Below are 25,156 nucleotides of genomic sequence, written 5' to 3'. Positions count from 1 at the left end.
TTTTCAGGACGTTATCGCAATCGCAGGCAGAGATTTGGTTTGCGCTTAAACCTAATTGCTGGCTTGCTGAACTACGAACTGGCACATGCCTCCTGATTCATGCAGGAGGTCTATTCTAATAATCCTAATAATTGATAAAACAAGCGATCGCAAAAAAAGGGATAAGATGGATGATGCCCAACCAGTCTTGCATTGGAAACATAGGCAAGATTGACAATAGGATTGTAGCGAGCGCATCTGATGGAGTAATTGACATAATTCTCCTATCGTTGACATTTGAAGCCTATAAAAATTGCAGAATTTCTCCAAGCTGGATATAGCTGAAGATAGATAGTTGAAATAACTGAAAATTGCCACTCATATAATTTAATTAAAAAATTACAAGTTTTGGGCGTTCCCACACCACTACAAATGTAAAAATTCCTATTGTCTGCTACCTAGAAAGACAGAAAGATGATAGTAGAGAAATGTATCTTTAGAGGGAAAAGTTTTTAGCTGTCAAATAGCAATTTAGTAAAAGACTAACTGACAAATAAACTTATTCGCTAGCCTGACTACAGAAAAAACACAATGTCCTTCCAAAGAGTGTTTTCTAGCCTGAGGGCAGTATTTCTTGTGAGTGCGTTACCCCTCAGCGCGATCGCTGGGTTGCCAACAGCAGTAAAAGCAGCAAGCTTATCGCCTCAGAATTTTAATGCAATGTATGTTTTCGGGGATAGCCTTTCAGATGATGGAAATCTGTTTGATGCTACGAAAGGATATATTCCGCCAAGCCCGGTTTACTCTGATGGACGTTTTTCCAATGGTCCAGTTTGGGTAGACTATCTTGCCCAATATTTAGGATTAACTTCCAATTCAAATATTAATCTCGCTTACGGTGGTGCAACTACGGGAAACAGTAACGTCTTGAACGATATCGTTCCTAGCGTAGTGCTGAATTTACCAGGCTTGCAGCAGCAGATTAATAACTTCAAAAAATCCAATTTACCGGCTAATCCGGATGCATTATACATCGTATGGGCGGGTGGCAATGACTACATCGGTGGTGGCGTAACCAATGCTGCTATACCAGTCGGAAATTTATCGACGGCAGTAACGTCGCTTGCTACATTCGGCGCTAAAAATATCATGGTGGTCAACTTGCCAGATTTGGGGGAACTTCCGGACACCCGGACAAGCTCGAATTCAGCCAACCTCAATGCCTTGACGGCAACTCATAACTCGGGCTTAGCTGCAAGCCTCAATGGTTTGAGCCAGAACCTAGGTGACAGCATCAAGATTATCCCCCTTGATGTTAATTCTCTATTCGATCGGGTCATCGCTAATCCGAGCGAATTTGGTTTGGGGAATGTTACTGAGGCTTGTTTAGACAAATTAATTGCCTGTGCTGTTAATGCAGACAAGTTTTTGTTCTGGGATAACATCCATCCGACGACGACTGCTCATAAGATATTAGGAAAATATGCTTTTTCAGTGCTAAGGCAACAGGCTGAGGCATCTGCGATCGCTAGTAATAATCAGCTATTGAGACAATCCGCTTCTGCAACGCTGACGCCTGTACTGGTGTCCGACTCCCAGAAAAGCGTTCCCGAACCGGCTTCTACGTTCGGTATATTAACGTTTGGTGCTTTAGGCGCGGGTTTGGTGCTGAAACGCCAACAGACGAAAGCCAGCTCAATCAAGACTGAAGTATAAAGGATGAAGACTCAAGGATGAACAGGTTCGTATTCAGGCTAAATTTCACCGTTCATCCTTGATATTTCACACTTCATACTTTTAGGCATGGCTTTGTTGGATTACGACAATCTGTTTAACACCATTGAAGAATTAGTGCTGCATCATTCTCCTAGCGGTGCGGAAGAAGAAATTGACCAATTGTTGATGAGTCGATTTAAAGCGCTAGGGGTCGAAGTTTGGCAGGATAATGCCGGGAATATCATTGCGAAAATTGCCGGACAAAAGCAAGACAGAGGCATCGCTATCACCGCCCATAAAGACGAAATTGGCGGAATTGTCAAACAAGTCGGCGACGAGGGACGGGTGGAAGTCCGCAGGCTGGGAGGTGCGTTTCCGTGGGTTTATGGTGAGGGCGCTGTAGATTTACTGGGAGATGAGCAAACCATTACCGGGATTCTATCTTTTGGCTCGCGCCACATTTCCCACGAATCTCCCCAAAAATCCCAGCAGGAAGACAAACCAGTGCGCTGGGAAGACGCTTGGGTGGAAACCAAATGCACCTCCGAAGAATTAGAAATAGCGGGAATTCGACCGGGAACCCGAATGGTAGTCGGGAAGCATCGTAAGCGTCCGGTGCGGTTGAAGGATTGGATTGCCAGTTACACGCTGGATAATAAGGCGTCTGTCGCAATTTTGTTAGCGCTGGCTGAAACCGTAAAACAGCCCCCAGTTGATATTTATCTGGTGGCGTCTGCGAAAGAGGAAGTCGGCGCAATTGGCGCAATGTACTTTACTCAGAAGCAGCGTGTGGATGCTTTGATTGCGCTGGAAATCTGTCCTTTGGCTCCGGAATACCCGATCGCTGATGGGAATGCGCCGGTGTTGCTTTCCCAAGATGGCTATGGAATATACGATGAAGCCTTAAATCGTCAGTTGCGGCAAGTTGCGAAGAATCTGAAGATCCCCGTGCAATTGGCGACGTTGAGCGGTTTTGGCAGCGATGGCTCAATTGCGATGAAGTTCGGTCATGTCGCCCGTGCTGCGTGTCTGGCGTTTCCGACGCAAAACACGCACGGCTATGAGATTGCCCATTTAGGCGCGATCGCAAACTGTACGCATATCCTCCGCGCCTACTGCGAAACCGACTTTAGCGATTCGTCAACAGCAACTGATAACTGACAAAGAACAATTGATCCCTGCAATTCCTTACAATTAAGCCAGTTATCCTGTGACAGCAGTTAAGCCTTGTATGCCCAAAACTGTAGCCGATGTTATGAGCCGCGACCCTATCGTGGTACGGCCTGAAACGCCTCTCAAAGAGGCCATCCAAATCTTGGCAGAACGACACATCAGCGGTCTGCCAGTAGTCGAACAAACTGGCAAATTAGTGGGCGTTATCTCGGAAACTGACTTGATGTGGCAAGAAAAAGGGGTGACTCCCCCGGCTTACATCATGTTTCTAGACAGCGTGATTTACCTGCAAAATCCAGCCACCTTTGAACGAGACCTACACAAGTCTCTGGGGCAAACGGTTGGGGAAGTAATGACCCACGATGCCATTACCATTACAGCCGAGAAACCTTTACGGGAAGCGGCGGCGCTGATGCACGAGCGAAATGTTCGCCGCTTGCCGGTGATTGATAAAAATGCTCAAGTGATTGGTATCCTCACCCGTGGGGATATTGTGCGGGCAATGGCATCTGAGGTGGATTAATCTTGGTCATTAGTCAATGGGAGTTTGCTGCAAAGGACTCATGACTAATGACTCATAACGAGTGACAACTGAAAACTAATCAATAATCAAATAATAATGAGCATTACCCCTGAGTCTGTTAAAGAATTACTGGGTTCAGAAAATTTTGGCGATCGCATTCGCGGCATTAACCAGCTGCGCCAGCTGGAAAGGGCGATCGCGTTTGAGCTGGTGCAACCCGCTGTGACAGACAGCAACACCCGCGTTAGATATGCCGCAGTCAGCCAGATGGATACTCTGGGACAAGAAGATTTGCAAACATCTTTGAGTGTTTTGCGCGATCGCCTATTCAATGACTCGGAAGCAGATGTCCAAGCTGCCGCTGCTGATGCTTTGGGAGCGCTACAGTTAAAAGAAGCTTTTGAGGACTTGCAGCAAGTTTACAACCAAACCCCAGAGTGGCTCGTTAAGTTCAGCATTGTTGCTGCTTTGGGAGAAATGGGCGACAGCAGAGGGTTTGAACTACTAGAAGAAGCCCTCACCTCTGGGAACGAATTAGTCCAAACTGCTGCTATCTCTTCACTGGGAGAACTGGGAGATCCGCGTGCAGTTCCCCTCATTGTTCCCTACTCCACCCATTTGGATTGGCAGATTCGCTACCGGGTTGTACAAGCACTCAAGCGTCTAGGTGGAGCAGAAGCACGCTCAACATTAGAAGCTTTAGCGAATGATGAAGTCGAGCAAGTAGCCCAGGAAGCACAAAATTGTTTAAAATCCGCTTAAATAACTGGTTAAAGTATCTCTAAAATTACCATAGTCTGATACAATCCGTTTTTTTGGCTGGAAATTAAACGGGCGAAGCATTCCTTTCCTTAACTAGGGGTTTATCCCCAACGTGGAAAGGGCTTCGCCCGTTTTCACATTTATTTTTAAGTATTTTCTCGTAATAACTATTAGCTTTAGCAAGTTTAAAAGTTAATTTTTCAGTATTTTCCGCACTTAAATTTTTAACATATCAGTGTTTTTTCGTATATTTAATTTATTTTTAAATAGTATGAAATTAGTAAACCGTATTTTCCCGGAAATCCCAAAAATTGTTTTTATTTAATCGTTAAAAATCCGGATACATATATATTCCCGCTTCTAAAGCCTTACTTCACACCAACTTTACAAGTTTTTGGAGAAACTACGGCTGATGTTAAAGAGTCAGTAAAGATACGTCCGAAGGATTGCTATCCCCTCGAATAATTCCCTATATTAGGAAGAACAAAGCCAAGCATATTTACGTGGTCTTCTGAGTTTGCTACTAAAAGTTAGAGTCATCCCTTAGGTAATTGGTCTTCGTTCATCAGGTGCTTAAGTAGTTTTCGACGCACTCATCCGTATCACTCAAGCAAACTACTAGGTTCAACAAAAAAATAGCAACACGGCTCAATCCCTAAATATGCGGACATTAAAAATCTTGAACTTCGGATCAATTAAGGTGAACCAGATGAAACTTCAACAGACGTCAGCCTTCATGAGCTTATTGGCTGGCAGCCTTCTAGCTTTTTCCGCGACTTCAGCTCAGGCTTTCGCTCCATTCACGTTCGACACCACCTTTTCTCCAAATCCTGCTGACCCCAAGAAGGATATCAAGCTAGAAGCAGTTACTATTAAACCTACACTCGAGGTCGTCAAAGACTTCTCGCTGGTTACAGGTGCCAAAATTGTCAAAAATGAGCTGAAAAAAACTGGTCCAGGCAGTTCCGACCACGGCGTTGATACTGTCAGCGATTCATACCTGCCAGAAGGCCCCAAAAAGGAAAACCCGACTGCTGCTGATATCGTTGCTAGCTTAGGCAACCTGAATCTCAACAGCATCATTGACACTGAAGACGACTATGGAACATCTATAATCGATGTTTTCTTCGGGAAGGCAACCGACACATTCTTCTTCTTTGAAAGAGGCAACCCTTTTACAAAAGATCCTAAGGTAAAAGATCTAGGCCCTGGGAACAGCGATCTATTGGTTGAGTCTCTGGATAAATATGGAAAAGTGCTAGAAACGTTCACGATTACCAGAGATAAGTGGACTACGACTGGCTACAGTATCGCCACCAAAGAAATCAAAGGAACCGACGACGAAATTCAAGAAGTTGGTTCTTATGGTCTGAAGGCGTCAAAGAAGGCTATGGGTCTCCGGTTGACAAGCCACAAGGGCTTTAACGGGCCTGACTATAAGGTATTCGCTCAAAACGTGAGCGTGCCTGAACCAGCAAGCCTTGCAGGTTTAGGAATGGTAGCAGGTGCTTTAGTGGTTTCTCGCCGCCGCCGTCAAGCTGCTAAGTCCTAATTCTCCATTGTTTTAAACAATGCATATATTAATCGGGATTAGATGCTGAACAAGGCTTCTAGTCCCGATTTTTTGCCAATTTAGAAAAGATTGCGGGTGAGGTAGACTGCCAAACGCCAGATAATGTCATCTTGAGACTGAGCTTGGACAATTGCTGGTAGCTACGACAGATATGTTGCTGGATAAGTCGATTTTAGCGATCGCGTTTCTTCTAGCCGCTAAACTATCAGACACTGAATAGTTTAGATGCATGAAAATTCGAGATATTGGAGAACAAGGTTTATTAGAACGATTGCAGCGCTTTTGTCCGCCGGAAGTTGTGGGGGATGATGCGGCGGTGATGACCCTTCAGCCTGGTCAAGAATTGGTAGTGACAACCGATTTACTGGTAGATGGAACTCATTTTAGCGATCGCACCACTGCCCCAGAAGACGCTGGCTGGCGTGCTGCTGCTGCCAATTTATCCGATCTAGCCGCAATGGGGGCACTGCCTCTGGGCATTACTGTAGGTTTGAGTGTCACGGGTGATACACCTGTCACCTGGGTTGAGCGACTCTATCAGGGACTCACCGAATGCCTGCAACAATACAATACAGCGATCGTCGGCGGCGATATTTGCCGCTCATCGGTGATTACCGTCGCGATTACCGCCTTTGGTCAAGCTTCACCAACTCAGATCCTTCGGCGCTCAAATGCTCAGGTAGGGGATGCCATTGTCGTCACCGGCGTTCACGGAGCCTCACGAGCTGGTCTAGAATTACTGCTTCACCCAGAGTTTGGTCAACACCTCAGTGAAACTGACAAAGCATCTTTAATCGAAGCTCACCAGCGTCCCAAGCCTAGGCTAGATGTATTGCCGCTTTTGTGGGAAATTTTAGATTTTCCATCCCACATCAAAAATCTAAAATCTAAAATTCCCGTGGCTGGCATGGACAGCAGCGACGGTCTAGCAGACGCCATTGTGCAAATCTGCCGGTGCAGCCGAGTGGGTGCCTATATCGAGCGCAGCGCAATTCCCCTTTCTCATGCCCTAACTCAGCTCGTGCCTGCCGAGCAAGCTCTGAATTGGGCCTTATACGGTGGTGAAGATTTTGAACTGGTGCTGTGCTTACCGTTAGAAAAAGCCCAGGCGTTAATCAAACGACTGGGCAAAGGAGCTGCTGTAGTCGGGAAAATTACTATCGGCTCAAACGTCTTGTTAGGAGACTCTACCGGCGTCTATCCCGACCAACAACTCACCCTAAGCCAAAGCTTTCAGCATTTTTAAGCTTTCCACTTCTGACCCACCAGTTCAGCCAAGTCTACAACCCGCTGAGAGTAACCCCACTCGTTGTCGTACCAAGAGACAACTTTAACCAGGTCTCCGCCCATAACCATCGTTAGACTGGCGTCCACAATGGAAGAAGCATCGGTACCCCGATAATCGCTGGAGACTAGCTCCAGTTCGTTATATTCCAGAACGCCTTGCATCGGGCCTTCAGCAGCAGCTTTCAGCGCTTGGTTCACTTCATCCGCGAAGGTTTGCTTCTCGACTTGAATCACCAAATCCACTACGGAAACGTTTGGAGTAGGCACCCGCAAAGCAATTCCATTCAGCTTGCCCTTCAGCTCTGGCAACACCAAAGCTACTGCTTTGGCAGCACCCGTTGAAGTGGGAACAATGTTGAGCGCTGCTGCCCGTGCCCGCCGCAAATCCCGGTGAGAAGCATCCAGTAAGCGCTGGTCGCCGGTATAGCTGTGGGTGGTGGTCATCGTGCCTTTAATAATGCCGAAGTTTTCGTGCAGCACTTTGGCAACAGGCGCTAGGCAGTTGGTGGTGCAGCTGGCATTGCTGATCACAACGTGCTTGTCGTGGTCGTAGTCTTTATCGTTGACGCCTACCACAAAGGTGCCGTCATCGTTTTTACCGGGAGCGGTAATCAGAACTTTCTTCGCTCCAGCCTTTATATGCTTGGATGCCCCTTCCTTGCTGGTAAAGACGCCAGTTGATTCGATAATCAGGTCAATGTCCCAATCTTTCCAGGGCAAGTTTTCTGGGTTGCGATCCGATGTGCATTTGACCGTTTTGCCGTTAACAGTGATGGAGTTGTCATCGTAACTGATATCAGCGTTAAACTTCCCAAGCATGGAATCATATTTCAGCAAGTGGGAGTTGGTTCTTGGGTCAGAAGTGTCATTGATCGCGACGACTTCTATATGGCTATTTTCCCGACCCAGCCAGCATCGCATAAAGTTACGTCCGATGCGTCCAAAACCGTTGATCGCTACTCTAATCACAGCGTCTTGCCCTCTGTCTTGTGACCTACAGAATTTTCCTGTTAATGACCCCAATCATATCGCAAAGGCTGAACAATTCTACCTAGTGGTTTGCAGCGATTCTCCTAAATCGAATCCGTTGTGGATCGAAACGAATCTTTCTTGACTGGAAAAAGGACAAAATCTAGAGAAACCGCGCGATCGCTGACGTGCTCGTTTCCAGCGTGGCACAACTTCTACCGCTAGAGGCTATGGGAAGGGGCGCGAGTCGAAGCGGAAGTGAACCAATTTTGAGGCTTTTGCGAGCTGAATTTTGGCCTAGATAATTATTTTATTGGTTTTTTTCTCCGATTTAGGCGATTTAATTGCTAATTAAATCTATTTTCTTATTATTAATCCCTGTAAAAACTTGTAGCTATTGTTTGGTACGAATAGTGCCTAAAAGCATAAAGTGAAGAATTTCAATTTTTTGACGGTAGGAGCATTAGGTACTCTGAGAACTACAGAAATCGCAAGTTTTAGGGTACTCGATCTCATTCCAGCGCCTAGTCTAACTGGTTGTTCCATATCTACCCCGAAACTGGTTGCTTAAGTTAAAAGCACTGATTGAGTTGTTTAACCTCGCTTGCGAGTTACGGAGGCTAGGTTAAGTACAAAGAAGCGCTACCAGCTTTTGACTAAGTGCTAAAACTTAAAGCCGAGACGACTTCATCTCCTGGTATTTACGAGGCTACACGCTTAGTAAAGGACAGTATCAAGAAGCGATCGCCCACTCGCTAACTATGATGAAGCCATTCAACCCCAGCCAAATTACCTATTAGCGTTGTTTGAGAAAGGGAATGCTCTGCCTGAATCGGGACGTTCTGAAGCATTCAAGAATCATTAAAATAATGATTCAAAATTAAAACGGCTCGTAATTTTGAATCATTATTTTAATTCCAAATTAATTTAAAATCTCGCCTCCGTAGAGGTTGTGGATGGAAATATATACTCTGACAGCTTCTGGGACTAAATAACGAATCGAGTGTTTTTGGCGACAATAGTGGCGAATCAAACTTGATGAAATGCCCACTTTCGGCATTTTCAACAACTGCCAGCGAATCGTCAACTCTTGGGCGACAAGCTGTTGAACAATCTGCTGGCAGAGCAAATTTTCTCGGTTATCATCCACCGGGATCGGCAGTTCTTCTGGACGCGGTGCCACCAACCATTCACAAGCGGGTACAAGTTCCTGCCGTCGATGCCAACGAGGTAAGGTTTTGAAGGCGTCCGTGCCAATAATCCAGTGCCAGCGGCTATTCGGGTAGAGAATCTGGAGGTCTAAAAGGGTATTAATGGCATAATCTGGACGGGTGCAATTTGTCTCTAGAGGCGAGAAAACAAAGTTTGGATGGTCTGCGATCGCTTGTTGCACCATTTGAGCGCGATGCTCAAATTCCACCGCCACTTTGTAGGCAGGACAGCGACTCGGTACCCAAATGACCTGGTTTAGAGCCGCTTGAGATAAAGCAGTTTCCGCCATCAACAGGTGTCCACAGTGAATGGGATCAAAGGTTCCACCCAAAATTCCCAAGTTTTGCATACAAGATCCGTTGTGGCTTGTTTCCTATTCTCTAGGTTAAGCAGTAAAAATGCGGATGATCTGCTACTGTCTTGGTGTTAGTCTTTGCAGGAAGTTTCCGGACTGAAATGCATTTTGACGTGTAAAGATAAAAACCATCCCATGATAGAAGCCGCTCTATTTAGGAATGACCTAAAGTGCAGTTATAGCGACCGAAAGCGGATTCTGCGATCGCGCTCTGGGATTGTGCTGTAAATCTTGGCAAGGTTGTATCAAGAAAAATCAATTCTTGATATGATAGCGCGTGTTATCCGTGCAGCCTGGTGTGGTGTGGTGTGTAAGGAGCTAAGATGCCGAATACTGTTGATTTTACCGGGAGGCCGTTTCATTTCATCGGCATTGGTGGAATTGGAATGTCAGCTCTCGCCTACGTTCTAGCCAAGCGTAAGCTGCCTGTATCTGGATCGGATATTCATTCCAGCCATATTACTAAACGTTTGCAGGCCGTTGGCACTCATGTTTTTGGAAGTCAAGACGCCGCAAACTTGGAATTTTTTCAACCAACCGAGGACTCAGCCTACGAAGCATTACCAACGGCAGTCATTGGTATAAGCGATCGCCTGGAACCCTCCAGGGAACCTGTAGAAACTGGAGCAACTCGGTCGAGTAATCGAGGGTCATCTACGAACCTAAGGGCAATGGCTCTGCCCCAAGTGATTTGTTCAACTGCAATCAATCCGGCAAACTCTGAATATCGGGCAGCTATTGAATTAGGCTGTCCGATTTTTCATCGTTCTGATTTATTAGCAGCTTTGATTCAGGATTACCAAAGTATTGCTGTCGCTGGTACTCATGGGAAAACTACAACTAGCAGTTTGATTGGGTATTTACTGCTACAAGCAGGATTAGACCCAACAATCGTGGTAGGCGGTGAAGTGAATGCCTGGGGAGGCAACGCACGGTTAGGAGACGGTCCCTATCTAGTTGCGGAAGCGGATGAATCAGATGGGTCGTTATCGAGACTCTCAGCCGCAATTGGTGTGATTACAAATATTGAACTGGATCATCCAGATCACTATGAATCGCTCGAAGAGGTGATTAGCACCTTCCAGATATTCGCTAAACGCTGTAAAACCTTGGTGGGGTGCATTGATTGTGCTGTAGTTAGAGATTCTCTGCAACCCGCAATCAGCTATAGCTTGCAGCGAGATTCTGGGGCTGATTATACGGTCGATCGGGTGGATTATCGGGCGGATGGCACAGAGGCACAAGTTTGGGAACGGGGAGAAATTCTGGGAAAGCTCTCCTTAAAGTTGCTAGGCAAGCACAATCTCAGCAATGCCCTAGCAGCCGTGGCTGTGGGTCGTCAGCTGGGGATGGATTTTGAGGTAATTGCAGAGGCGATCGCGACCTTCGAGGGTGCCCGCCGCCGATTTGAGCTGCGGGGCGAGCGTAATGGCATCTACTTTGTGGATGATTATGCCCACCATCCCAGCGAACTTCTGGCAACCCTGTCAGCAGCTCGCTTGCAAGTGTTGCCGCCGCGAAGGCTTGTCGCTATTTTCCAACCACACCGCTACAGCCGGACGCTCGCTTTTTTACCGGAATTTGCTCAATCTTTTAAAGATGCCGATATTGTGATTCTCAGCGATATTTATAGCGCCGGAGAACCTAATTTGGGGCAGATTAGCGGTGAACAAGTCGCGGAATTAGTGGCGGGTAATCATCCGAACGTGCATTACCAACCGTCTCTCCCGTCCATCTGTAAGTTACTTACAGATACCCTTCGACCGGGCGATTTGGCTCTGTTTTTGGGGGCGGGGAATCTAAATCAGATTATTCCTGAGGTCATGGCGTTCTATCAAAAAACTGACGAAGCCAGTCTCAAGTAATCGGTGATGACTGAATCCGTTAGCTGCATTGAAGTCGTACTTATGAGTAAAGAAGTTCCCAGCTAACAGATTCACTCAAAATTACTCAAAACTCATGTTGTGGCCTCAGCTGTCTCGGCATTCAAATTTGTGAATTGATATGACTCTCTCTTATGATCCAGCCAGCGTTGTAAACGCTTCTTCCCCCCAGAAAAAATCCACCAAGTCTTCTTCCCCGCTTTACCTACCAGGAACCGATTGTATTGTGCGATCGCAAGCTCCCCTCTCCAGCCTGACCTCTTTTCGAGTGGGAGGACCAGCCGAATGGTATGTAGCTCCCCGCCGTACCGAAGAACTGCAAGCTAGTTTTGAGTGGGCGCGGTATCAAGAATTGTCGATCACCCTCTTGGGAGCCGGTTCAAACTTACTGGTGAGCGATAAAGGTCTTCCCGGTTTAGCCATCTGTACTCGCCATCTCCGCCACACCAGCTTCGACCCCGAAACGGGTCAGGTGAGTGCAGGTGCCGGAGAACCCATCGCCCGCCTCGCATGGCAGGCAGCAGAACGCGGTTGGCAAGGGTTGGAATGGGCTGTTGGTATCCCCGGTACAGTCGGCGGCGCAGTGGTGATGAATGCAGGCGCTCACACCAGCTGTACCGCTGATATTTTAGTCAACGTCCAAGCCCTCTCACCCAGCGGAAAAGCTGAGATTTTGACACCACAACAACTGGGATTTGCCTACCGCACCTCAATTCTGCAAGGAGGCGATCGCTTGGTGACGCAGGCAACCTTCCAACTCCAACCGGGAGCCGACCCAGCTCAAGTTATGGCAACAACTGCCAAACATCTAGAGCAACGGCGAACCACTCAACCCTACCATTTGCCAAGTTGCGGCAGCGTTTTCCGCAATCCCGATTCTCACAAAGCTGCCTGGTTGATCGAACAAACCGGACTCAAAGGCTACCAGATTGGCGGTGCCCAAGTCGCCCAACGCCATGCCAACTTTATCCTCAACTGTGGCGGTGCTAAAGCTAGCGATATTTTCCATTTGATTCGCTATGTTCAGCAGCAAGTGGAACAGCATTGGTCTCTGTGCTTAGAACCAGAAGTGAAAATCTTAGGTGAGTTTCAGCCTGCTTAAAGGTGTCGCCAGACGCCAGGGATACTAAGATTGAAATTGGCTTGCAAGTCTATCGCATACGGCATTAATAGTTATGACACAGAAAGGATTTGGCTTTGGCTTAGGCAAAATGAAAGAACTAGCCGAAGCTTTTAAAAAAGCCCAGCAGGTTCAAGAAGGTGCCAAAAGGCTCCAAGAAGAATTGGAGCAAATGGAGATTGGGGGAGAGAGTAGCGGTGGAAGCGTTAAGGTTTTCCTCAGCGGCAATCAAGAACCTCTGCGGGTAGAAATTTCAGCAGACGCCTACAATCAGGGAGCAGATGCTCTAGCTGAACTTGTAACAGCGGCAATGAAAGATGCCTACGAAAAATCCACCGCAACAATGCGATCGCGAATGGAAGACCTCACCAGTGGACTCGACCTGCCACTGTAACCCTTAAGGGATTTCCCAGGCATCAATATCTGCCGCTCTTCTTAGGCAGGCTTCTCGCCTGCCACCTACTTATCGTAGGAAGACGGCTAGCAGGCAAAACGGTGAGAATATTTCCTAGGTTTAGCAATCTTTTAAGCTCAGCGCAAAAACTTCAGGGACAGAGGAGAATTTAGCTCTACACTATTTGTTCTCTCCTCTGCTGCCTGGATTTGCTGCTTATAGCGGTGGCTGCTTTGCAGGCTGTATCTGTAGCCTTGGTAACTCCAAAAACGTTTTGTAGAGCCGATCTGCCATTACTGTATTGGCTTCATCCGTCAAGTGAATGGCGTCTGAAAAAGCCTGACCTGGGAAATTCTGGTAAAGCTTGTAAAAATTCAGCACTTTCACATTTTGCGGAAAACTTCTCTGTAACTGCCCAGTCTTTGTGTCTATTTGTCCATAACCGGCTTGTACTCGCTGGGTGTAGGTTGAACCGAGTTCGCTTAAAAGCTCCCGTTCTCTGAGAGAAAGATTATTCGCTGAACGCCCGGTGATTTCTGGCTGAACTACCAAAACCAATGGAATCTGCGCCGCTGCTGTCAGACGAACCATCTGTGTCTGGTGATTTTGATAACGCTTAACCCGACGCTCCAGCTCAGTGGTGTTAGCTGGCAGACGTTGTGCTAAAGGGACGCTTTCCTCACTCACTGCCATCGTCAGCTGGTCCACAGACGGTTGTGGTTTTAACACCCAATACTGTGTTGCTTTCACTAAATAGGTCTGATTGAGCCAGCGATTCATGTCCTGAGTCAGCTCAAACCACAGATGCCCTGCTGCATTGTTCAGAAAGTTTTCTATATAAGGGATATCCGTTTCATTTTCAGTGCTGGGTAGCATTAAGTCTGCATACCCGTTCAAAACCACAATCGCATCAGGCTGGTAAGGCAAAATCTGGAGGGCAAGCCCAGCCAGTTCGTTCCCCGAAGTATAGCCAGGAACCGCCGCGTTAATGACACGATAGTTGCCTTCCCGAATCCGTAGCGGCAAGGCGAGTGCTTTCACCCGTTCTGGCTTGTAGTAGGGCAAGAAATCCGGGCGAAATTTCTCTGGAGAAGCTTTCTGCTGCTTTACCCGTATATTCAGACTACCTTCGAGCTTATGGGCAAACGTGGTTGCGTTATTGGAACTCATTTGACCAAAAGCTGTAGAACCGCCCAAAATGAAAATCCGAATTTCATCTTTGGGTTTCGCTTGAGAAACCGGCTGGTCATCACGAAAACCCTGTTCGTTAATGCGCCAGAATTTGCTCTGTTGATTTCCTGCCAGCTGATATCCCACTGATAAACGCCGTTTGGCAACCAGACGCCCAGAATTCGGTAAACCCCCGTAGGTTTGCTGGTTTTGATCGAGGAATTTAAGGCGGTAGGCGGTAACTTCTGTCGGTTCACCTTCATAGGCTGCCAATTCAGCATTTTTGCCCGCAACGCTCACAGCAACCCGTGCAAGCAGTTCCAAGAGAATCAAAATGAGGGGCAAAGCTAGGAGTAGGATGAGGAGCGAAGGCGGCTGGCGGCGTTTTTGATAAGGTTTGTAGCGGGACTTTTTAAACATCAAGTAATGAACCTCAAATGACCAACGAACAAAGGAAGTAAAAGGCAAAAAAGGGATGATTAAATGCTTGCCTTTCGCTTTCATGAGTTGCCGGTGGAGTCAGGCAGAATAACAAAAGTAAAGATTAACTCAATCCCGGCATTCGTTATCCCACTGCGATCCCAGTATGCAGCAATTTCGTTGCTAAACTTAACACCAGGGTAGATGACCACTTATGATTAATGAGTTATACCGATTGGCTTTCCTCTAATGCTGGTGCGGAATTAGAGACTTGTGAATGGGGAAGTGTATCAATCATTAAACGTACAAAACTAGACATCTTAGCATCAAATGTCCTACAAGTTATTATTCGTTTGCTTGGGCAATATTTGCCGGTCGCCTGCGGCAGAAAACATCATGAACCATTTGATTGAGCAAGCAAACTTAGGGGAACGGATCATCTGCGATTCTGCCGGTACAGCTGGTTATCACATTGGTCGTTCCCCCGACCGACGCATGGGAGTAGCCGCAGGACACAAAGGAATTAAACTCCAAGGTCAAGCGCGGCAGTTTCAAAGGTCTGACTTTGAGGACTTTGACCTGATTCTGGCAATGGATCGGGAGAATTACCGCGATATCCTCTCCCTTGACCCATCAGGGCAGTATCGGGACAAGGTGCGGCTGATGTGTGACTTTTGCACCCGCCATACTGCAACTGAGGTTCCTGACCCCTACTACGGTGGCCCGGAGGGGTTTAACCAAGTCATCGATTTACTTTTAGATGCCTGTGAGGGTCTGCTACAACACGTTAGTCATACTAATCGCTAATGGGCTAATTAGATTCAACAATTAGCCATTAGCAATTGACTATTCCACCAGATGATGCTCTAAGGCAAAACGCACCAGTTCGGCTCGGTTGCTAGTTTCCGTTTTTCTCAGCAGGTTGCTGACGTGCTTTTCCACCGTCCGAGGACTGAGGTGCAACTCGTTGCCGATGTCGGCGTTAGATAAACCCTTAGTGAGTAAATCGAGAACTTCCTGTTCTCGCTGAGTTAGGTTGAATGAGTTTGAAGGAGTATGTTGGGGAAGCCCAGGAGCTTCCACTTCCTTCTCTGGTGTGGCAACAGCATGAATCAGCGATCGCCATTCGACTTGAATCATCTGCGATCGCTCTAAAAGATTGCGAATCACGGCCCCCAACTCATCCAACTCAAACGGCTTGGGCAGATACAGATCGCAGCCTAATTGGTAGCCCCGAATCCGTTCTGAGGTCGTTGCACGCTCCGTTAAGAAAATTACTGGTAATAGACGAAACGCTGGGCGTTGACGGAGACGCCGCACCAGTTCATAGCCATCCATCCGGGGCATCATAATGTCTGTTACCAGCAAATGAGGATGATATGACTCAACTAAACTGAGAGCTGCTTGACCATCCTCAGCTGTAATAACTGAGTAGCCAGACATTTCCAGATAATCGCATATAGAAAGCCGAATTCCTGGATCGTCATCGGCAACCACGATGAGCAAAGGCATGGGCACAGAGGAAGAGCGTACATAACCCTTAGAATAGGTCAAGTCCATCCTAAAAGTGGGAACACTGTTCTGCCTCTTAAGGTGAAAACTGACCAATGCGTGAAAATCAACTGAAACGGAAACTCAAGCGAGGTGAGGTTGTCCTCGGCCCGTTCATCAACTGCGCCTATCCGGCTTTTATAGAAATCTGCGGACACGCAGGATTTGACTTTGCCGTGATTGACATGGAACACGGTGCCCTCAACACACTGGTTGCCGAAGACCTGTGCCGTGCAGCCGACTGCGTGGGATTGGCACCGATTGTACGCATCCGCAAGAACGACGCACCGCAAATTCAACGGGCACTGGACATCGGCAGTGCCGGTGTCCAAGTGCCTCAGATAGAAACTCAGTCCGACGCAGCGGATGTTGTGCGTGGTGCCAAATATAGCCCTCTTGGTTCGCGCGGACTTTCATTTTACACCCGTGCTGGCGTGTACGCAGCAGCAGGGACGCAAATTACAAATCAGCTCAACGAAGAATCTCTGATTGTCGTTCACGTCGAAGGGATTCGCGGCGTCGAAAATATTGAAGAAATTGTCAGCGTGCCCCACATTGATGTCATTTTCCTTGGCCCTTATGACTTGTCGCAGTCTTTGGGCATTCCGGGGCAAGTGCAAGACTCGCGGGTAATTGAGCTGATGCAAAAATGCGTTACCACGATTCGCAAGGCTGGGAAATCTGCGGGCACATTTGCCGATAATCCTGAAACAGCGAAGCAGTGGATTGATGCCGGAGTTCAGTACATAACTCTCGGTGTGGATGTCGGTATTTTCCTGCGAGCGTGCGAGGCTTTGGTAAAAGCAGTGCGAACTTAAGGCTGCCAGTTCAGTAAAATCCCAGAGAAGGAAGAAATATGTAAAACTATATCTAAATTTTTACATTTCACTGAGTCATTGGGAGGGAATCTTTATCAAAAATTTGTATTAATTTTGTATCATAAACAACCAAATTAAAAATTCTAAGTTTATGCTTAAAGAATAGCCTTCCTAAAGTAGGAAGGAAAACTGGGGATCGAAGCGTACTGGAGAAAAAGCGATGCAAACGCTACCGGGATCGACGGATTTGGCTTATGCCATGATGTTTACCTTACACAAAGTCCATTCCGTAAAGATAGAAGGTTTTAAGCCATTCTTTAGCGATCTTCCTGTTGACCCTTACATCAAGAATAATTATCGTTTCAGAAGATTATCTCGGTTCAAAGTATTTGGAAATGACTTAGTCAAACTACCGCATGGTTACTTGTTTCAAAGCAAGCAATACAATCCATTAGTCGGCGATATCAAGCGAGAGTATGCCGAACTAGATGATGCCATTACGAAGCTTGAAGATTTCAAAAAACTTGTTTTGGCATTTATTGATTACTGCCAACTTGACCCAGAAGCCGTTGAAATAGGAGTTCATCAAATTAGAACGACCTGTTCGCCAGATAATTATGGGAACCCTGCCCCGGAAGGGATTCATCGGGATGGGACTGATTTTGTCGGCATATTTTCTGTAGGACGGGAAAATATTCAAGGTGGAGAAACCCATCTCTACAAATCCAAAAAGCATGACCCGGTTTTTTCTAAAGTTCTTCATCCGGGCGAACTGCTATTAGTCAACGATCGGGAGTTTTTTCACTATACAACTCCCATTCAGCCACTATTTCATGGTGAAGGAACAAGAGACGTATTTGTTCTGACTTGTCCCAGCTTATTGACAAATTAAGAAGGAGAAGGAGCGAATTTCTCAGTTTTAGCTGTGCTTTTTTAGTTACTGTTTTGAGCAGCTTGCACGAGCGTCTCGGCATTGAGAGGTAGAGTCTCTAAACTTTCGTATTAGCCATAGGGGCACAGCGTTACCGTGCCCCTACTTAAACTTAAACTGAGGGGATGTAAAACTTAGCCACTCCCCTGTTTGCGGAAGCTAGCGGACAGACCTCAATTTCCTCGATTAGAGCCATATTCAGCATCCTTCGAGTTGAAGCTTTGTCTTCGCTCTAGAATGCCAAATTTATGATAATTAGAGCCATTTAAATGGCGGAAACCCTCAAACTGCTGGGTTCGCCCAAATTGCCTTTTAAAACAACACTCCGCTGATTGGCATCAAGGTGGCGCAGAATTTTGTAGATTGCCTCAATTTGATCGGAGGCACCCGCTTTGTGAGCCAACTCAGTCAAAGAAAGGGGAGCGCCTTCCTCTTGTACTGCCTGCAAAACTCGTCTTTGCAAGTCGAGAATGGCGGCGGCAGCCTTTTTACCCGCTTCTACCCCTGGCTGGTGATAAGCATTGATATTGACCAGGAACCCATAAAGTCCAACAGCCCGGTCATACAAAGCAATTAAGGCACCTACCATGCGGGGATTTACCTGAGGAATCGTCACGGTGACAGAATCCCGCTGGTTTTCATAGAGAGCTTGTCGGGTTCCCTGGAGTAAACCTGAGAGATAGTCGCCAGAAGTAACTTCCGGCTCGACGAAGGGGGAGTCTCCCTGGCGGTCTTCTAAGACTTCTATGAAGGTGAGGAAGAAATTCGGGACACCCTCTCTCAGCTGCTGCACGTAAGCGTGTTGGTCGGTAGAGCCTTTGTTGCCATAAACAGCAATCCCTTGGTAGACGATATTTCCATCAAGGTCTTTTTCTTTGCCCAAAGATTCCATGACTAGCTGTTGCAAATAGCGGCTGAATAGCAGCAGGCTGTCTTTGTAAGGCAACACAACCATATCTTTTTCGCCCTTGCCGTTTCCGGCGAAGTACCAGCTCATCGCCAGGAGTGCGGCTGGATTTTTCCGAACATTGGGCAGGCGGGTGGCAGTGTCCATTTCTTTGGCACCGGCAAGCATGGCGCGGATATCGATTCCCTGCAAGGCGGCTGGGAGCAATCCTACGGCTGACAGCTCCGAGGTACGTCCTCCCACCCAATCTTCCATTGGGAAGGTTGCCAACCAGCCTTCTGAGTTTGCCTGCCGATCTAATTTGCTGCTTTCCCCGGTAATGGCAACAGCTTGAGGGGAAAAATTCAGATTCTGCTCAGCGAAGGCTTTTTGCACTTCTACCATGCCATTGCGGGGTTCTGGCGTCCCCCCTGATTTGGAGATGACTAAGACGAGGGTGCTGTTCAGCCGACCTTTGAGCTGGGAGAGGATACGGTCAATGCCCGCCGGATCGGTGTTGTCAATGAAGTGAATTGCCAAGGGTGGGAAGTCTGGGGCGATCGCTTGGGCGACAAATTGGGGACCGAGTGCCGATCCGCCGATACCGATGGAAACAATATCGGTAAACTTTGGAGCGTTGGGTGGATGAATTTCGCCACTGTGGATTTTTTGGGCAAACGCTTCAATCTGCTCTAAAGTTTGGACAATCTGTTGTTTGATTTCCGGAGTGGGCGCTAAATCCGGGTCGCGCAGCCAGTAGTGACCTACCATGCGGTTTTCATCAGGGTTTGCGATCGCGCCTCCCTCCAGTGCCTCCATCTCCTGAAACGCCTTCTCAAACCTCGGCTGCATCGCCTCGACAAACTCACTATCAAACCGCATCCGGCTGACATCGAGGTAAAAGTCTAATCCCTCATGGTAGTAGAGCCATTCTTGGTAACGTTGCCAAAGTGCAGCAGCATCCATAAGTAAATCTCAATAAGCGTGTTTCCAGTCAACACAAGTTTAAGGTAAGCTTCAGCATCACTTTTGACGAATTAGCCTGTCAATTCGTTAATTGGGTAATTCTCCTACCCCAAATTGAGATTCAGAATTCCTTTAGAGTCCTGTACAGCTAGATTTATCTGAGATAGCCAGGAAAATTCAATTAGACCGCTCTATTCGGTCTTACAACGACCAGCTTTCAACTCGAAAGCCTCTTAAAGACGCGGTTTGGGCAGAACCCGCAGAAATTTAACAAGATGCCCGGTCACTTCAATCGCAATCAGATAGTCATCTATCGTAAAGCGGTAGAAGATACTATCAGACCCGATTCCCCGGAGTTCCGGCAAATCGGTAATTCGCTCGATCCGCATGAACTCCTCAAAGACGAATTCATATATCCGCTCTCTAGCTGCGTATTCTAAGTTCTTCAGGTCTCGCAGAAAAGACCGGGCATAGCGCACTTCTAGTTTCACAGGGCAACTGGCTCTTACTCCAAATGGCAGATACTTTTTCTTTTTACTGCGAAATTTGACTAAAAGCGATTTTTACCCCTTGATTCAGCCGACGAACAGGGGAAAACTTAGGGGAAGTGCAACATCCGGAGAGCTTCTTCGCGGGTTAGGGTTTCCCCCGGCTGTACGGTATGCTTCGACTCTTGGATGGCTTTGAGCATATACAGGTCATAATAAATCTGTTGTAGAACTTTCCAGGCGTCATCCAAATTGTCATCAGCGAGTTGATCGATTAAATCGGGTAGCTGAGCAGTTAAGCGTTGTAATCGACCTCTGAGAAAATTCATAATTAAACACTGGCGAACAACGTAACATTCCCTAGAGCCTTCTTGTTAGAGGGATCTTGGACAATCTAAAGCTTAGAGCTTAGAGTTTATAGTTTATTGAGTCTCACAAGCGTGGCATGGTTGGCTATCTCATCTTTTTGACAATTTCTACGACAATTTTTGCCCTGTTTAGCTTGGGTTTAAATTTACAGTGGGGCTTCACCGGACTGATTAATTTTGGGCATATTGCCTTTATGACAGTTGGTGCATACACCACAGTGTTGTTGAGCTTGCAGGGGGTTCCCCTAATTTTCGGGGTGGCTATCGGTGCTGTTTTAGCAGCGCTGCTAGGACTGTTAATCGGATTATCAACTCTACGGTTGCGCGAGGATTACCTAGCAATCGTGACCATCGGCGTTTCCGAATTGCTCCGTTTAGTTGTCAATAATCAGCCATTGCCAATGGGCAAGGAATTCCGGCAAGGATCGTTTGGGGTATATGGATATGCCTTGCCGCCGGGAGATAAGCTTGGTTTGATGGTGTTGTCGCTGCTGGTATTGGGGCTGACATTTTGGCTGCTGGAGACGTTGGTGCGATCGCCTTGGGGTCGAGTGCTAAAAGCGATTCGAGAAGATGAGCAAATTCCCAAAGCATTAGGAAAAAATGTCTTTTGGTACAAACTACAATCTTTTATGCTGGGAGGCGCGATCGCCGGAGTCGCTGGGGCTTTTTTGGCATGGCAGACGACAACGGTTTACCCGAATAACTTTGAGCCGCTAACGACTTTCTACGCTTGGACGATTGTTGTCTTGGGCGGTGCGGGTAACAATGTGGGCACAATCCTGGGGGCGGTGATTTTCTGGGGTTACGATAGTTTGACTCGCTTTTACTTACCTCAGTTGGTGCAACTGGATGCCTCGCGGGAAGGGGCATTTAGAATCATGGTGATTGGTTTAATCCTGATGGTGCTGATGGTTTGGCGTCCACAAGGTATCTTAGGGAAAAAAGAGGAACTGACCCTTGGCAAATAACTCGCACATTCCGCCCAATCGGTTGTCTGAGGGGTCTTTAAACGGGGGCGGCAAGCATCTCGAAGAAAGCCCCGATTTAGTCGAAGCAGACCCAAAACCCCCACTCTCAGAAATCGCTTTACTCGCTGCCAGCGGACTCTGTAAAAGCTTCGGCGGAGTTCGGGCTGTCGATAATGTCGAGATTACGGTACCGCAAGGCAGTATCACGGGACTGATTGGCCCGAATGGTGCTGGCAAAACGACGCTATTTAATCTCCTATCAAACTTCATTCATCCAGACAAAGGGCGGGTGATTTTTGACGGCGAACCGATTCATTCGTTGCAGCCGTATCAAATTGCTCAGATGGGAATGGTTCGTACATTTCAGGTAGCGCGGGTGCTATCGCGGCTTTCGGTCATGGAAAATATGCTGCTGGCAGCTCAAAAACAGACGGGGGAAAACTTTTGGAAAGTTTGGTTTCAACCCCATCTGGTGGCGAAGGAAGAACGGCAGCAGCGAGAAAGAGCGATGATGTTGCTGGAATCAGTGGGGTTGGCAGCGAAGGCGCAGGATTACGCCGGGGCGCTCTCTGGAGGGCAACGCAAGCTGCTGGAAATGGCACGGGCGCTGATGACGCAGCCAAAGCTGATCTTATTGGATGAACCGGCGGCTGGTGTGAATCCGACGCTAATTAGACAAATCTGTGACTACATCACCCAATGGAATCAGGAGGGTATGACCTTTTTGATTATTGAACACAATATGGACGTAATCATGTCTTTGTGCGATCGCGTCTGGGTTGTCGCTGAAGGTCGCAATCTTGCTGTGGGGACTCCGATTGAAATTCAGCGCAATCCACAAGTCTTAGAAGCTTACCTGGGGCAATAGAGCAGCGATTGTGTCTCATTGGTTAGCAGTAATTACCCAGACGTTAGTTTTGCTCTTGAGTGGCGCGGCACTTTTCTTGAGTTCCTGGATTGTGGTTCCAGCGCCCACGATGTCCCTACTGCCATTAGGGGTAGGGGCACCAGAAGTCAGTCCTTGGTTGGTGGTGCTAAACGCGATCGCAAGTCTGTTGGTGCTGGTAACGATCCGTCGCACTCCGTGGCAATTTTTAGCTTTGGCTGCTAGTTTGCTAGCACTGCTTTTGAGTGTTTTGCCACTGTTACAGATGCCAGCGACACAACAGCATCTAGCCGTGGCAATGCAAGAGGGTCTCGGAGACTATAGGGGAATTTTGCCTAATCGTCAGCAAACAGGGATGCGCGAACAACCGTTCGTCCTAGCTGATGTGTTTCGAGGCATCAATCCGGGTGAAAGTCGCTATACCTCTGGCATCGTCTTTTCAAACCCAGATGGTGTCCCGTTGAGCATGGATCTCTACCGACCGCCGCAAGTCGGCAATTATCCAGCGCTAATTATCATCTACGCTGGGGCATGGCGGAGCGGCGACCCAACCCAAAACGCTGATTTCAGCCGTTATATGGCAGCGAGGGGCTATAGTGTCTTTGCCATCGATTACCGACACACGCCGCGCTACCGTTTTCCCGCGCAGCTAGATGACGTGCGTGCCGCCTTAGCCTTCATCCACCAACACGCAGCCGAGTACGAGGCTGACCCAGAACGGATTGCATTCGTTGGACGTTCCGCAGGCGGACATTTAGCAATGCTGGCGGCTTATGAGCCGGATGCACTGCCTGTAAAAGCAGTGGTTAGCTATTATGGCCCAGTGGATCTGTCTGGAGGCTATGCCAACCCGCCACGCCCCGATCCCATCGATACGCGAGCGGTTTTAAAAACATTTATGGGTGGAACGCCTGCGACCATGCCCGATCGGTATCGTCTGGCTTCACCGATTAGCTATGTTAGGCGATCGCTACCACCAACTTTATTTGTACATGGAAGCCGCGATCATTTAGTGCAATTAAAATTTATCCAGCAAATGCACCAACGGCTGCTTGCAGATGGAAATACATCGATTTTGCTGGAAATTCCTTGGGCTGAACACGCTTTTGATGCTGTCTTTCAGGGGCTGAGCAACCAGTTAGCGCTCTATCATACTGAGCGATTTTTAGATTGGGCACTGCGTTAATTCAAAAATGACTATGTTCGCTAATTTTGATGTGACTAAAATTGATACCCCTGAAGCAAGAATCAATTTAGTCAAGGCGGGATCTGGTCCAGCACTCCTGATGCTGCACGGCTATCCTCAAACCCACGTCATGTGGCATAAAATAGCACCTCGTCTCGCCGAGAATTTTACAGTAGTGGCACCGGATTTGAGAGGCTACGGCGACAGCTCTAAACCGGAAGGCGAACCAGATCATCGAAATTATTCAAAACGAGCGATCGCGCAAGATCAGGTCGAGGTGATGTCAAAATTAGGTTATGAAGAATTTTATGTAGCCGGTCATGACAGGGGCGCACGAGTCGCTCATCGCATGGCACTCGATCATCCTAACCGAGTTAAGAAACTAGCATTATTAGATATCGCGCCTACTCATAAAATGTACGCGACGACCGATCGAGATTTTGCCACGGCTTACTACCACTGGTTTTTTCTCATTCAACCCGATGGCTTACCCGAAACCTTGATTGGCGCTAATCCTGAATATTACCTCCGCACCTGTTTAGAAAGATGGAGTCAAGATTTTTCTGCCTTTGTTCCGGAAGCCTTGGCTGAGTATATTCGGTGCTTTAGCGATCGCGCTGCGATTCATGCCACCTGCGAAGATTATCGCGCCGCTGCTACCATCGATTTAGAACACGATACCCTAGATATGGAGAAAAAAATTCTCTGTCCGGTGCTAGCTCTTTGGGGCGGAAAAGGAATTATTGAGTGCAAATATGATGTTTTAGAAACCTGGCGCGATCGCGCAATTGATGTACGCGGTAAGGCTATCAATTGCGGTCACTTTCTACCCGAAGAAGCGCCAGAAGAAACTTATCTTGCCCTGTCTGAATTCTTGGCAACGTGAAGGCCAGATCCCGGACTTTTTTAAGGAGGCGGGGATCTGAAGAGATGGCTGACAAAAAATAGAATTGCTACAGTGAAAATTTATATTCTCATCCTAAAAAAATTGCCAAATTGATTCTCAAATATATCCAGAACTCATGCAAAAATTAGCTGCGGGGCTTGTTTTCGGAATGCTTGTCCTGGCTGTTGGCGCTGGAGGCTGCGATTTGATCCCTAGCCCTGATGGTGAAATTTCGCCAAATGAAACATCACCAACCGCCCCAAGCCCCACGCCTAGTTCCTCTAGTAATTTCCTAACCTTGGAAGAGTATACTCACGAACTGATCAATCAATATCGAAAGTCCCAAAATTTGCCACCTCTGACGCTAGATCCTCGAATTAGCAAAGAGGCAAGGGCACACAGTCAGGCAATGGCAAATGGTGCGGTTCCTTTCAGCCATAATGGATTTGAGCAGCGAGCGAAGGCAATTGGTAAATCAATTTCTTATGGCGGTGCATCTGAAAATGTGGCATACAATCAAGGCTTTAGCGATCCAGCCAAGCAAGCAGTAGAAGGTTGGCTAAAAAGCCCCGGTCATCTGAAAAATATTCAAGGTCAGTATGATTTAACTGGGGTAGGTGTTGCCAAGAACGCAAAGGGCGAGTATTACTTAACTCAAATATTCATTAAACGCCGATAAGGAG

At 47.4% G+C, this 25,156-nt stretch carries 24 protein-coding genes and 1 pseudogene; 18 read left to right on the top strand and 7 right to left on the bottom strand.

Features of this window, described 5'->3' with window-relative positions:
* The 7 genes and pseudogenes from NDA03_RS19085 to thiL all read left to right on the top strand — a co-directional run.
* Positions 1-96, top strand: a pseudogene (locus NDA03_RS19085) (IS5/IS1182 family transposase); the annotation flags it as partial.
* Positions 97-615: 519 nt separating this feature from the next.
* Positions 616-1,695, top strand: a complete 1,080-nt coding sequence (locus NDA03_RS19080; RefSeq protein ID WP_348238854.1) for an SGNH/GDSL hydrolase family protein — start codon at positions 616-618, stop codon at positions 1,693-1,695.
* Between the two features lie 87 nt (positions 1,696-1,782).
* Positions 1,783-2,856 carry a M20/M25/M40 family metallo-hydrolase gene (locus NDA03_RS19075; RefSeq protein WP_190685548.1) on the top strand — a complete coding sequence of 358 codons (1,074 nt, stop codon included), beginning with the start codon at positions 1,783-1,785 and terminating at the stop codon, positions 2,854-2,856.
* Between the two features lie 70 nt (positions 2,857-2,926).
* Positions 2,927-3,391, top strand: a complete 465-nt coding sequence (locus NDA03_RS19070) for a CBS domain-containing protein (RefSeq protein WP_190410554.1) — start codon at positions 2,927-2,929, stop codon at positions 3,389-3,391.
* Positions 3,392-3,487: 96 nt separating this feature from the next.
* Positions 3,488-4,153 carry a phycobilisome degradation protein NblB gene (gene nblB / locus NDA03_RS19065; protein ID WP_190530220.1) on the top strand — a complete coding sequence of 222 codons (666 nt, stop codon included), beginning with the start codon at positions 3,488-3,490 and terminating at the stop codon, positions 4,151-4,153.
* A gap of 709 nt (positions 4,154-4,862) precedes the next feature.
* Positions 4,863-5,705 carry an exosortase-dependent surface protein XDP2 gene (locus NDA03_RS19060; RefSeq protein WP_348238853.1) on the top strand — a complete coding sequence of 281 codons (843 nt, stop codon included), beginning with the start codon at positions 4,863-4,865 and terminating at the stop codon, positions 5,703-5,705.
* Positions 5,706-5,955: 250 nt separating this feature from the next.
* Positions 5,956-6,972, top strand: coding sequence for a thiamine-phosphate kinase (thiL, locus tag NDA03_RS19055; RefSeq protein ID WP_190534952.1), 1,017 nt, complete (start codon positions 5,956-5,958; stop codon positions 6,970-6,972).
* Here thiL and NDA03_RS19050 read toward each other — a convergent pair.
* Entirely contained in the window at positions 6,969-7,982 is a 1,014-nt protein-coding gene (locus tag NDA03_RS19050) for a type I glyceraldehyde-3-phosphate dehydrogenase (RefSeq protein WP_190410558.1), read from the bottom strand. The two genes, thiL and NDA03_RS19050, sit on opposite strands and share 4 nt — an antisense overlap.
* Before the next feature lie 922 nt (positions 7,983-8,904).
* Positions 8,905-9,543: a nicotinate (nicotinamide) nucleotide adenylyltransferase gene (gene nadD / locus NDA03_RS19045; RefSeq protein ID WP_190436699.1), complete on the bottom strand. Its 639-nt coding sequence runs from the start codon at positions 9,541-9,543 to the stop codon at positions 8,905-8,907.
* Positions 9,544-9,872: 329 nt separating this feature from the next.
* On the opposite strand from nadD, the gene murC reads away from it, so the two are divergent.
* The 3 genes from murC to NDA03_RS19030 all read left to right on the top strand — a co-directional run bounded on the left by murC (position 9,873) and on the right by NDA03_RS19030 (position 12,946).
* Positions 9,873-11,414 (top strand): UDP-N-acetylmuramate--L-alanine ligase, encoded by a 1,542-nt coding sequence (gene murC, locus NDA03_RS19040; RefSeq protein WP_190410561.1) that lies wholly within the window; start codon positions 9,873-9,875, stop codon positions 11,412-11,414.
* Between the two features lie 139 nt (positions 11,415-11,553).
* Positions 11,554-12,534, top strand: a complete 981-nt coding sequence (gene murB, locus NDA03_RS19035; RefSeq protein ID WP_190429132.1) for a UDP-N-acetylmuramate dehydrogenase — start codon at positions 11,554-11,556, stop codon at positions 12,532-12,534.
* Between the two features lie 73 nt (positions 12,535-12,607).
* Entirely contained in the window at positions 12,608-12,946 is a 339-nt protein-coding gene (locus tag NDA03_RS19030) for a YbaB/EbfC family nucleoid-associated protein (protein WP_190410563.1), read from the top strand.
* 216 nt (positions 12,947-13,162) lie between these two features.
* Here NDA03_RS19030 and NDA03_RS19025 read toward each other — a convergent pair whose 3' ends face one another.
* Positions 13,163-14,536 carry an SGNH/GDSL hydrolase family protein gene (locus tag NDA03_RS19025; RefSeq protein WP_348238852.1) on the bottom strand — a complete coding sequence of 458 codons (1,374 nt, stop codon included), beginning with the start codon at positions 14,534-14,536 and terminating at the stop codon, positions 13,163-13,165.
* Positions 14,537-14,866: 330 nt separating this feature from the next.
* Between NDA03_RS19025 and NDA03_RS19020 the strand changes: the two genes are divergently transcribed.
* The gene (locus NDA03_RS19020; RefSeq protein WP_190425208.1) at positions 14,867-15,343 is read left to right on the top strand and encodes a low molecular weight protein-tyrosine-phosphatase; all 477 of its coding nucleotides are present in this window, start codon (positions 14,867-14,869) and stop codon (positions 15,341-15,343) included.
* Positions 15,344-15,382: 39 nt separating this feature from the next.
* On the opposite strand, the gene NDA03_RS19015 is transcribed toward NDA03_RS19020, so the two are convergent.
* Positions 15,383-16,048: a response regulator transcription factor gene (locus NDA03_RS19015; protein WP_190410902.1), complete on the bottom strand. Its 666-nt coding sequence runs from the start codon at positions 16,046-16,048 to the stop codon at positions 15,383-15,385.
* Between the two features lie 95 nt (positions 16,049-16,143).
* On the opposite strand from NDA03_RS19015, the gene NDA03_RS19010 reads away from it, so the two are divergent.
* Positions 16,144-16,905: an aldolase/citrate lyase family protein gene (locus tag NDA03_RS19010; protein ID WP_190410566.1), complete on the top strand. Its 762-nt coding sequence runs from the start codon at positions 16,144-16,146 to the stop codon at positions 16,903-16,905.
* Positions 16,906-17,125: 220 nt separating this feature from the next.
* Positions 17,126-17,797, top strand: coding sequence for a 2OG-Fe dioxygenase family protein (locus NDA03_RS19005; RefSeq protein ID WP_190410567.1), 672 nt, complete (start codon positions 17,126-17,128; stop codon positions 17,795-17,797).
* A gap of 304 nt (positions 17,798-18,101) precedes the next feature.
* On the opposite strand, the gene NDA03_RS19000 is transcribed toward NDA03_RS19005, so the two are convergent.
* From NDA03_RS19000 to NDA03_RS18990, 3 genes are all read right to left on the bottom strand, one after another.
* Positions 18,102-19,688 carry a glucose-6-phosphate isomerase gene (locus NDA03_RS19000; RefSeq protein WP_348238851.1) on the bottom strand — a complete coding sequence of 529 codons (1,587 nt, stop codon included), beginning with the start codon at positions 19,686-19,688 and terminating at the stop codon, positions 18,102-18,104.
* A gap of 233 nt (positions 19,689-19,921) precedes the next feature.
* Complete coding sequence (locus NDA03_RS18995) at positions 19,922-20,179, bottom strand: cytotoxic translational repressor of toxin-antitoxin stability system (protein ID WP_190410569.1); 258 nt, start codon at positions 20,177-20,179, stop codon at positions 19,922-19,924.
* A 107-nt stretch (positions 20,180-20,286) separates the two neighbouring features.
* Complete coding sequence (locus NDA03_RS18990; protein ID WP_190410570.1) at positions 20,287-20,505, bottom strand: hypothetical protein; 219 nt, start codon at positions 20,503-20,505, stop codon at positions 20,287-20,289.
* 116 nt (positions 20,506-20,621) lie between these two features.
* On the opposite strand from NDA03_RS18990, the gene NDA03_RS18985 reads away from it, so the two are divergent.
* The 5 genes from NDA03_RS18985 (at position 20,622) to NDA03_RS18965 (ending at position 25,152) form a co-directional block, all read left to right on the top strand.
* Positions 20,622-21,515: a branched-chain amino acid ABC transporter permease gene (locus NDA03_RS18985; RefSeq protein ID WP_190410571.1), complete on the top strand. Its 894-nt coding sequence runs from the start codon at positions 20,622-20,624 to the stop codon at positions 21,513-21,515.
* A gap of 112 nt (positions 21,516-21,627) precedes the next feature.
* A complete protein-coding gene (locus tag NDA03_RS18980; RefSeq protein ID WP_347276536.1) occupies positions 21,628-22,383 on the top strand; it encodes an ABC transporter ATP-binding protein in 756 nt (251 codons plus the stop codon).
* Between the two features lie 10 nt (positions 22,384-22,393).
* Entirely contained in the window at positions 22,394-23,587 is a 1,194-nt protein-coding gene (locus NDA03_RS18975) for an alpha/beta hydrolase (protein ID WP_348238850.1), read from the top strand.
* 13 nt (positions 23,588-23,600) lie between these two features.
* Entirely contained in the window at positions 23,601-24,473 is an 873-nt protein-coding gene (locus NDA03_RS18970; RefSeq protein ID WP_348238849.1) for an alpha/beta hydrolase, read from the top strand.
* A 136-nt stretch (positions 24,474-24,609) separates the two neighbouring features.
* Complete coding sequence (locus tag NDA03_RS18965; protein WP_348238848.1) at positions 24,610-25,152, top strand: CAP domain-containing protein; 543 nt, start codon at positions 24,610-24,612, stop codon at positions 25,150-25,152.
* Positions 25,153-25,156 lie beyond the last annotated feature (4 nt).

The sequence above is a fragment of the Trichocoleus sp. Lan genome (assembly GCF_039961855.1).
Taxonomy (GTDB): Bacteria; Cyanobacteriota; Cyanobacteriia; order Cyanobacteriales; family FACHB-T130; genus FACHB-T130.
Note: the sequence above shows the minus strand (reverse complement) of the source record. Positions and strands in the feature narration are given on the sequence as shown.